Source organism: Blautia sp. MB18-30 (genome assembly GCF_023669475.1).
GTDB lineage: Bacteria > Bacillota > Clostridia > Lachnospirales > Lachnospiraceae > Blautia_A > Blautia_A fusiformis.
The window spans coordinates 1-8,066 of sequence record NZ_JAMOYY010000064.1; the positions used below are offsets into that span (position 1 = coordinate 1).

13 protein-coding genes and 1 pseudogene are annotated in these 8,066 nt (G+C 37.2%); 1 reads left to right on the plus strand and 13 read right to left on the minus strand.

Going from position 1 to position 8,066, the window contains the following annotated elements; all coding sequences use genetic code 11:
* The first annotated feature begins 55 nt into the window (after positions 1-55).
* The gene (locus NCY57_RS16090; protein ID WP_059085770.1) at positions 56-739 is read left to right on the plus strand and encodes a Crp/Fnr family transcriptional regulator; all 684 of its coding nucleotides are present in this window, start codon (positions 56-58) and stop codon (positions 737-739) included.
* A 120-nt stretch (positions 740-859) separates the two neighbouring features.
* Here NCY57_RS16090 and NCY57_RS16095 read toward each other — a convergent pair whose 3' ends face one another.
* From NCY57_RS16095 to rd, 13 genes and pseudogenes are all read right to left on the minus strand, one after another.
* Entirely contained in the window at positions 860-2,551 is a 1,692-nt protein-coding gene (locus NCY57_RS16095; protein ID WP_059085769.1) for an FAD-dependent oxidoreductase, read from the minus strand.
* 1 nt (position 2,552) lies between these two features.
* Positions 2,553-2,873: a rhodanese-like domain-containing protein gene (locus tag NCY57_RS16100; RefSeq protein WP_015524982.1), complete on the minus strand. Its 321-nt coding sequence runs from the start codon at positions 2,871-2,873 to the stop codon at positions 2,553-2,555.
* A gap of 14 nt (positions 2,874-2,887) precedes the next feature.
* Positions 2,888-3,193 carry a thioredoxin gene (trxA, locus tag NCY57_RS16105; RefSeq protein ID WP_005421612.1) on the minus strand — a complete coding sequence of 102 codons (306 nt, stop codon included), beginning with the start codon at positions 3,191-3,193 and terminating at the stop codon, positions 2,888-2,890.
* 92 nt (positions 3,194-3,285) lie between these two features.
* Entirely contained in the window at positions 3,286-4,032 is a 747-nt protein-coding gene (locus tag NCY57_RS16110; RefSeq protein WP_005421611.1) for an SDR family NAD(P)-dependent oxidoreductase, read from the minus strand.
* A 154-nt stretch (positions 4,033-4,186) separates the two neighbouring features.
* Positions 4,187-4,345, minus strand: a complete 159-nt coding sequence (locus NCY57_RS16115; RefSeq protein ID WP_005339874.1) for a rubredoxin — start codon at positions 4,343-4,345, stop codon at positions 4,187-4,189.
* Positions 4,346-4,439: 94 nt separating this feature from the next.
* Complete coding sequence (locus NCY57_RS16120) at positions 4,440-4,814, minus strand: desulfoferrodoxin family protein (RefSeq protein ID WP_015524981.1); 375 nt, start codon at positions 4,812-4,814, stop codon at positions 4,440-4,442.
* Between the two features lie 183 nt (positions 4,815-4,997).
* Positions 4,998-5,198 (minus strand): annotated as a pseudogene (locus NCY57_RS16125) (rubrerythrin family protein); the annotation flags it as partial.
* An 89-nt stretch (positions 5,199-5,287) separates the two neighbouring features.
* The gene (gene yaaA, locus NCY57_RS16130) at positions 5,288-6,034 is read right to left on the minus strand and encodes a peroxide stress protein YaaA (RefSeq protein WP_005421606.1); all 747 of its coding nucleotides are present in this window, start codon (positions 6,032-6,034) and stop codon (positions 5,288-5,290) included.
* Positions 6,034-6,489 carry a thioredoxin-dependent thiol peroxidase gene (gene bcp, locus NCY57_RS16135; protein ID WP_005421605.1) on the minus strand — a complete coding sequence of 152 codons (456 nt, stop codon included), beginning with the start codon at positions 6,487-6,489 and terminating at the stop codon, positions 6,034-6,036. The genes yaaA and bcp overlap by 1 nt, the downstream gene beginning before the upstream one ends.
* Before the next feature lie 3 nt (positions 6,490-6,492).
* Positions 6,493-6,705 carry a DUF6219 family protein gene (locus tag NCY57_RS16140; protein WP_005421604.1) on the minus strand — a complete coding sequence of 71 codons (213 nt, stop codon included), beginning with the start codon at positions 6,703-6,705 and terminating at the stop codon, positions 6,493-6,495.
* Positions 6,706-6,884: 179 nt separating this feature from the next.
* Entirely contained in the window at positions 6,885-7,034 is a 150-nt protein-coding gene (locus NCY57_RS16145) for a hypothetical protein (RefSeq protein WP_015524977.1), read from the minus strand.
* 262 nt (positions 7,035-7,296) lie between these two features.
* Positions 7,297-7,731: a bacteriohemerythrin gene (locus NCY57_RS16150; protein ID WP_015524976.1), complete on the minus strand. Its 435-nt coding sequence runs from the start codon at positions 7,729-7,731 to the stop codon at positions 7,297-7,299.
* Between the two features lie 76 nt (positions 7,732-7,807).
* Positions 7,808-7,972 (minus strand): rubredoxin, encoded by a 165-nt coding sequence (gene rd / locus NCY57_RS16155; RefSeq protein ID WP_015524975.1) that lies wholly within the window; start codon positions 7,970-7,972, stop codon positions 7,808-7,810.
* Between the last annotated feature and the right edge of the window lie 94 nt (positions 7,973-8,066).

Sequence of the window (8,066 nt, forward strand, 5' to 3'; positions counted from 1 at the left end):
ATTTATGGCATATGCCAGTTACATAATTGACGCATCTAAAAAAAGCAAGTATACTATGTTCGTAAAGGAGATAACGGTTATGAACTTCGAAAATTGTTTTCCACTATGGAATGACTTAAATACAACACAGAAAAAAATAATTTCAGACAATTTAATCACACAGTATGTAAAAAAAGGGACAATCATTCACAATGGAAACCTGGACTGTACTGGATTATTACTGGTTAAATCCGGGCAGCTTCGAACTTACATACTTTCAGATGAAGGACGGGAGATTACACTTTACCGTCTGTTCGATATGGATATGTGTCTTTTATCCGCCTCATGTATCATACGCTCCATTCAATTTGAAGTAACCATTGAAGCAGAAAAAGATACTGATCTTTGGATCATCCCTGCTGAAATCTATAAGGACATTATGAAGGAATCTGCTCCCGTCGCAAACTATACCAATGAGTTAATGGCCACCCGTTTTTCTGATGTCATGTGGCTGATTGAACAAATCATGTGGAAGAGTTTGGATAAGCGTGTTGCTTCATTTCTTTTAGAAGAGACCTCTATCGAAGGAACAAACGAGCTGAAAATCACTCATGAGACGATTGCTAATCATCTTGGTTCCCACAGGGAAGTTATCACTCGAATGCTTCGATACTTTCAAGGCGAGGGTCTCGTCAAACTCTCCCGCGGCAAAATCACAATCCTTGATCCAAAAAGACTGGAAACACTCCAAAGGTCATAAAATTGTTTTTCTGTAACATATAAAGAAGAATCCTCCATTTATCAGAATTATGGAAGTCATTCTAATAAATGGGGGATCTTTTTATATTACAATCAAACTATAAAAATATTTTATTTATTTCTAATAATCCATACCACATGCATATGATCTTTCAATCAGTGCATGGTCATTAGCCACTGCATCATAAAAGCGGAATCCACCTGAAAAGTTGTATGTTTCATATCCATTTCCTTCCAAAATACGGCTTGCAATATAACTGCGTAGCCCACTCTGGCATATCAGGTAAACAGGCTTTCCCTTCTCAACTTCATTGATACGTTCCCTCAGTTCATCTACAGGAATGTTTTTGAATCCATCCATATGCCCCCTGTTAAATTCACCTACAGTTCTCACATCCAGCAACACAACACTTTTATCTCTAGAAATCTTATCCATATCTTCCAGATGCCATTGTTTTAAGGTACCTTTTGCTATATTGTCTATCATGAATCCTGCCATATTTACAGGATCCTTGGCAGAGGAATAAGGCGGTGCATATGCGAGATCCAAATCCTTCAGCTGGGTTGCCTTCAGCCCTGCATGAATTGCTGTTGCCAGCACATCAATACGTTTATCAACTCCTTCATATCCAATAATCTGAGCACCAAGCAAACGATAGGTCTCTTTTTCAAAAACCACCTTCATGGTCATCACTTTTCCACCAGGATAGTAACCGGCATGACTCATAGGAGAAAGAATTACTGTATCTACCTCTAATCCTGACTTTTTGGCATTGGTTTCATTGATACCTGTAGTGGCTGCTGTCATATCAAACACTTTTATAACGGAGCTTCCCTGACTGCCCAGGTAACGACTATCACCGCCACAAATATTATCAGCGATGATTCTGCCCTGTTTATTGGCTGGTCCTGCCAAAGAAATCAGCGCATCATTACCCGTAACATAATGTTTTACCTGAACTGCATCACCTGCAGCATAAATATCCGGTACAGAGGTTTCCATTCTGTCATTCACTACAATACTTTCCTTGATGCCAAGTTCCAGACCGGCTTCTTTTGCTAATACTGTGTCTGGTGTGACTCCGATTGCCAGAACTACCATATCAGCCTGAAGGGATGGATTATCTTTCAACAGGACCTCCACTCCGGTGTCTTTTTCTTTAAATCCTTCTACTGTATAGCCCAGTACCAGTTTTATCCCATGTTTTCTCATTTCATTATGGATCATGGATGCCATATCCGGGTCAAAAGGGTTCATCAGCTGCTTAGGCCGCTGGACAATCGTAACATCCATGCCAAGCTCCCTCAAATTTTCTGCCAGTTCCAGACCAATAAAACCACCACCTGCCAATACAGCCGATTTTGGATGATTCTTATTTATATATTCCTTTATCCGAAAAGTGTCTTCTACAGTACGAAGTGTAAAAAGTTTATCAATACCTACTCCGGGAAGTCTCGGCTGTGTTGGCTTTGCACCTGGAGAGAGGATCAGCTTATCATATTTTTCTTCAAATATCTCACCATTCTCTAAATTTTTCACTGAAACCGTTTTACGTTCCGGATGTATGGAGATAACTTCATGATGAATTTTCATGTTAATACGGAAGCGTTTAAAAAAACTCTCTGGTGTCTGTAGTGTAAGTTCTTCCGGGTCTGTGATCACGTCTCCAATATAATATGGAAGTCCACAATTTGCATAGGATATGTATCCGGATCTTTCAAACACAGTAATTTCAGCATGTTCATTCAGTCTGCGTATTCTTGCTGCGGCTGTAGCTCCTCCGGCTACACCTCCTACAATTATTACCTTCATCTTATTTTTCCACCTTTCCTGAGTAAGCTACAATGCCACCGATATTATTTACTTTAGAATATCCCATTCGTTGCAGTATCCCAGTTGCCTGGCGGCTTCGTGAACCGGAATAACAGTATACAAACAGTGGGATATCCTTATTCTTCGCTACAGAAGCAATATTGTCAAGTTGCTGCAACGGCACATTTTTACTTTCTGGTATATGTCCTTCCTGATATTCCTGCGGTGTACGTACATCCAGCAGAACTGCATCATCAGTCCTTTTATATTCTTCTATGCCTTGATTAATATTCGACTGTTTAAAGAGATCAAAAAATCCCATTAGCACACCCCCCCCTAAAGCATTTCTAAAATCGCATTCTTAGGTCTCGCCCCTGAAACCTGCTGTACAATCTTCCCATTCTTCATAACCACTAAAGTTGGAATGCTCATAATACTGAACTTATTTGCCAGTTCAGGCTCTTCATCTACATTAATCTTTCCAACTTTAATATCTCTACGCTCACTTGCAATCTCCTCTACAATAGGTACTACCATACGGCAAGGCGCACACCAAGATGCCCAAAAATCTAAAAGAACGGGTTTATCGGAATTCAGTACTTCGTTCTGAAAATTATTTTTATTGATATTAATAGCAGACATTTTACAGTCCTCCTTATCTTTCTCTTTTTGTAGATTTATTATAGTCTTAATTTCATTTATTTTCCGTGATTACATCACCATACCTCATTAACTTAACTTCTTGCCATACCATCTACACTTAATATAACACCTGTAATGTAACTCGCCTCATCTGAAGCAAGAAACACAAACGCGTTGGCAATATCTTCTGGCTGTCCAAGACGACGCAATGGAATTCTTTCAATCATAGGTTCGATAACTTCCTTTGGCACGGCCTTCATCATATCAGTTTCTGTAATTCCAGGTGCAACAGCATTAACACGAATACCTTTAGGTCCTAGTTCTCTTGCTAATGATACAGTCAATCCGTTTACTGCAAACTTCGATGCCGGATAAGCAAACCCACTTGGCTGTCCCGAAATACTCACCATGGAAGAAGTTGAGAGAATGACCCCCTTGCCTCTTGCCACCATACATTCTGCTGCTACACGAGTAGTATTAAATACTCCTTTTACATTTAGATCCATGACTTTATCAAAAGTCTCCTCTGTATAATCCATAAATGAGGTGTTTTCTGAAATCCCTGCATTATTTACCAGTATGTCGACACATCCATATTTTTCAGTTGCCTCTTTAAAAGCCTTTCTGACAGACTCCATGCTTGCCAGATTTGGACTAATTCCAGCAACTATTGCATTGGGATATTTTTCTTTTAATTTATCTACAGCAACATCTGCCGATTCCTGTGAACTTGCTGCCAACACAACTGAAGCACCTTCCTTCAAGAATTTATCAGCTGTAGCAAATCCTATACCACGGCTTCCACCCGTAATGATTGCAACTTTATCTTTTAATCTCATTTAGACTACCTCCTTACTTAGTTTCTAACTACATTATAAGCAAAAGGTAGATTATTTTCTGTGATATCATCACAAAATATCGCAATAAAAAACCCTGTTGCTCACGCACCAGGGTTTTGGTTTATCCATCTGTATTTAACACAAGATTAGGCTTCTATTCAACTTCTGAAAACTGATCTTTTCCAACATTACATAATGGGCATTCAAAATCTTCTGGAACATCCTCCCACTTTGTTCCTGGTGCAATACCACCTTCAGGATAACCTTCCTCTTCATCATATTCCCATCCGCAAACGTCACATACATATTTCATTAGTTTATTCCTCCTTATAAATATATTAATACACAGCATATATTACTGTTGTATCTGAATTATTTTGTAATCTTAGCACGAAAGTCAAGTGTTTTTAGCATTTCCAGAGTCCATGAAGATTGCAGTATGCGTATACTTCTTCTACATATTCTCCATCACAGAGGCAGAAATCCGCAATAGGTTCCTGTCCTGGAATTAGCTGTTTTCTATAAATACCCTGATTTGTATTTAGTGTAATCCATTCAATGAAATGATTATCAAGCATTGGATGTTTTATTTCACCGACCACAACATGTACATGCTGTTTGTCCACTGTATATACAGGTACATGCTTCTCAACAGCAGCATCTGTCACTCCAGCTTTTAACTCATGCATAGCCTCTCCGCAACACATTACTGGTACGCCTTGATCCTTTAACATTTCAATAATGTTTCCACAATGATTGCATACATAATATTTTACTTCCATCTTTTTTATCTTCCTATGTTTAAAATTTAAAATCCAATTGTTTCTATAACTTTCTTCAAAGCATCCGTCGATTCTTAAACTTTAATGCTTCTTTACCAACCGATGCAGAACCAACAAAGCCACAGCCTATCATTACTGCTTTTTTTAATAATCACTTTCTTCTTTGTAATAATCTCCTTCTCTTTAATAGTTCTCTTCACGTATTTCGAAATAACTCTGTGGATGGTTACATACTGGACATATCTCAGGTGCCTTTGTTCCTACCACAACATGTCCACAGTTACGGCATTCCCATACCTTAACTTCACTCTTTTCAAACACCTGTGCAGTTTCAATATTCTTAAGAAGTGCACGATATCTCTCTTCGTGGTGCATCTCAATCTGTTTATTGTCAATAGATAATAGTAATAATTACTATTATTATAATAATCAATATTACTGATTACCTTTTATTTAAAATAATCATTCAATCATCATTTTTTCCGTTCAAAAACATATTCTGCATCTGATGATAAATCAGAGCGGAATGAATAGCCTAGTCTATCAAATTTCTTAATATCCTCAGGATTTTCAATTCTGTTTTCAGCCATGAACCTAACCATTTCACCACGGGCCATCTTAGCATATGTACCTTTTGTCACCAGTTTATCTCCTGATAACTCACAAAATGTAATCGTAATGTATCTATCCTGTCGTGTCAGATATTTTTCTATGCACTTAGAGTATTCTTTCGATGCCAGATTGATTATAATCCTGCTGTTATCAATCACTGAGCGGTATAATAAATCTCCCCAGTACTCATACAGATTTTTTGTTTCTCCTATTCCAACCTTCGCCTGCATTTCCAAACGATAAGGTGTCACACCATCCCTTGGTTTTAGCACACCATAAAATGCAGATATTATTCTCAAATGATTTTGTACATACTCGAATTGACTGTCCTCAAACACGGATGGAGCCATATATTGAAAAGCAATTCCTTCATATGATAAGACAGCTGGGGTAAGTAAATGATAAAGATCCATGTTTTCCAATCTATTGAAGTTCTGTTCTGTAATTTTGTCATTACATTTCCAGATAGTCTTCAGTTCTTCTTTTGACTTACTTTTCAACCAACTTTGTATCTCTGTCGTCTTTTCAATAAATTCAGGCAATCCATCCGGCGCTATGCTGTCAGTATCTGTAATCATCTTTTTAGCAGGGGATAATATTATCTTCATTAATCTAATTCCTTGAGCATATTTTCAGGATCATCTGCAGCCTTGACTTTATCATTTGCCTTTATAATAATCCCCTGTTCATCAATAAGATATGTGGTTCTTACTACTCCCATAGAGACTTTGCCATAATTTTTCTTTTCTTTCCATACATCATATGCTTCAATAACTTTCCGCTCTGGATCTGCTAAAAGTGTAAATGTCAATCCATATTTTTCCTCAAATCTCTTATGAGAGGATACAGAATCCTTACTGACTCCAAGAATAACTGCTCCTTTTTCGGTAAACTGAGGGTATCGCTCAGAAAACCCACATGCCTGTTTCGTGCATCCCGCTGTATTATCCTTGGGATAGAAATATAAAATCACTTTTTTTCCTGTATAATCCGATAATCTATGTATTTTCCCATTTTGATCTGGCAACTCAAAATCCGGTGCCTTAACCCCTACTTCCAACATTATTTATCCCTCCCTTTCTGTATCTTTCTCTTTATTCGCCTTTTTCTTCCTATTCCCGGTAATCATTTTATGACCTGTATATATCGCCATTACCATACATAACATAGAACTTAAAGCAAAGTATTTGTGACTTGATTTTTGCTTTTTATATCCAGTGTAAAAAGTCCCAAGCATTGTGATCAATGCTCCTACTGACCAATATTTATGTGCTTTCATGTAATTCCTCCATTTTTTCAGTGTATTCAATTCTAATTATACGCTACCATATTCCTATGTCAATTTGATAATAGAGCATTCCTATAAATTTTTTCAAAATATCATTGTCAAAACTATGTATTGTTATCCTTTAATTTTTCTTTGAAATAATTGACAAAAAGCTTGCTTTCAGGAGATTACTATTTAATCTCTTTTCCATCTATATATAGTTGAAATTTATCAGGATTATTGACAACATCATAGTCCTTTCCGTATTCTACAGGTCTATATTCGGCTGTCATTACCGATTCCCCGTCTTCAATATCCTCTTTCCATAAATAGATGTTCATATCAATGCTCGTCGCATATCCTCTGTCTGTGGAGAATTTTGTCGAATGAAAAGAGACTTTACAACTTAAAATTGGATAAAAAGGACAAAAAAAAGAAGAGCTGCTTGCTCTTCCCATATAGTAGTAGTAAAATAATATGTCATGCCAGCGCAATATATTACCTAGAATATCGCTATAACAGGAAAGGGGCTGCATTGTGACAGCCCCTAATTTACTTCATCACGTTGTCTACATTCTGAGTGAACTCGTTCCCTGGTTTATTTTAGCATCGGTCTGGATTTTGTTTCATAAAGATAAATTTTGCCACAGAGCGGTCGTATGTTTTAATGTGTCCAAACAGCCAGTCGATTACATTTTTCTGTACAAGTTCACTGAACCGATCTGTTGGTCCTTCATACTCCTGAAGGTATTCATACAGTTCTTGAATTGTCTTTTTAAACTCTTCATGTTTTTCATAATGTTTTTCACGCTCTGGATAACCGGATTTTTCCTGAAGCTTTTCCTCTTCTTTGAAATGAAAGTCAGTATATTCATCCAGATAATCCAGCATTTTGATTGCTTTTACTTTGCTGTCGCCATTTTGACAGGCAGTTACAAAGTTCTGGATACGGTCAATCAATTCTTTGTGCTGTGTATCGATTGTTTTATTTCCTGTTACTAAATTGTCATCAAAGGTAATGTTTAAATCGTAAGTCATAATTTGACCTCCATTTCTTTTATATGTTCTCTTAGGCTCTTTTAATGTCTGGCAGTTTCGTACCTGCATTTTCTGCTTAGTCTTCTACAGGAACGAAAACATCTTTTCCTAATCCGCAGATTGGGCATGTCCAGTCATCTGGAATATCCTCAAATGCAGTTTCTGGAGCGATACCGGCGTCTGGATCTCCTACTGCCGGATCATAAATATATCCACATGGTTCACATTCATATTTTTTCATAGTCATTTTCCATTTTCAATGTCGATTTATTTTTGTTACCAAGTTCCTAGCAATTTTTCTAACACTTTGTTTCTTGTATATCTGTATTATACAT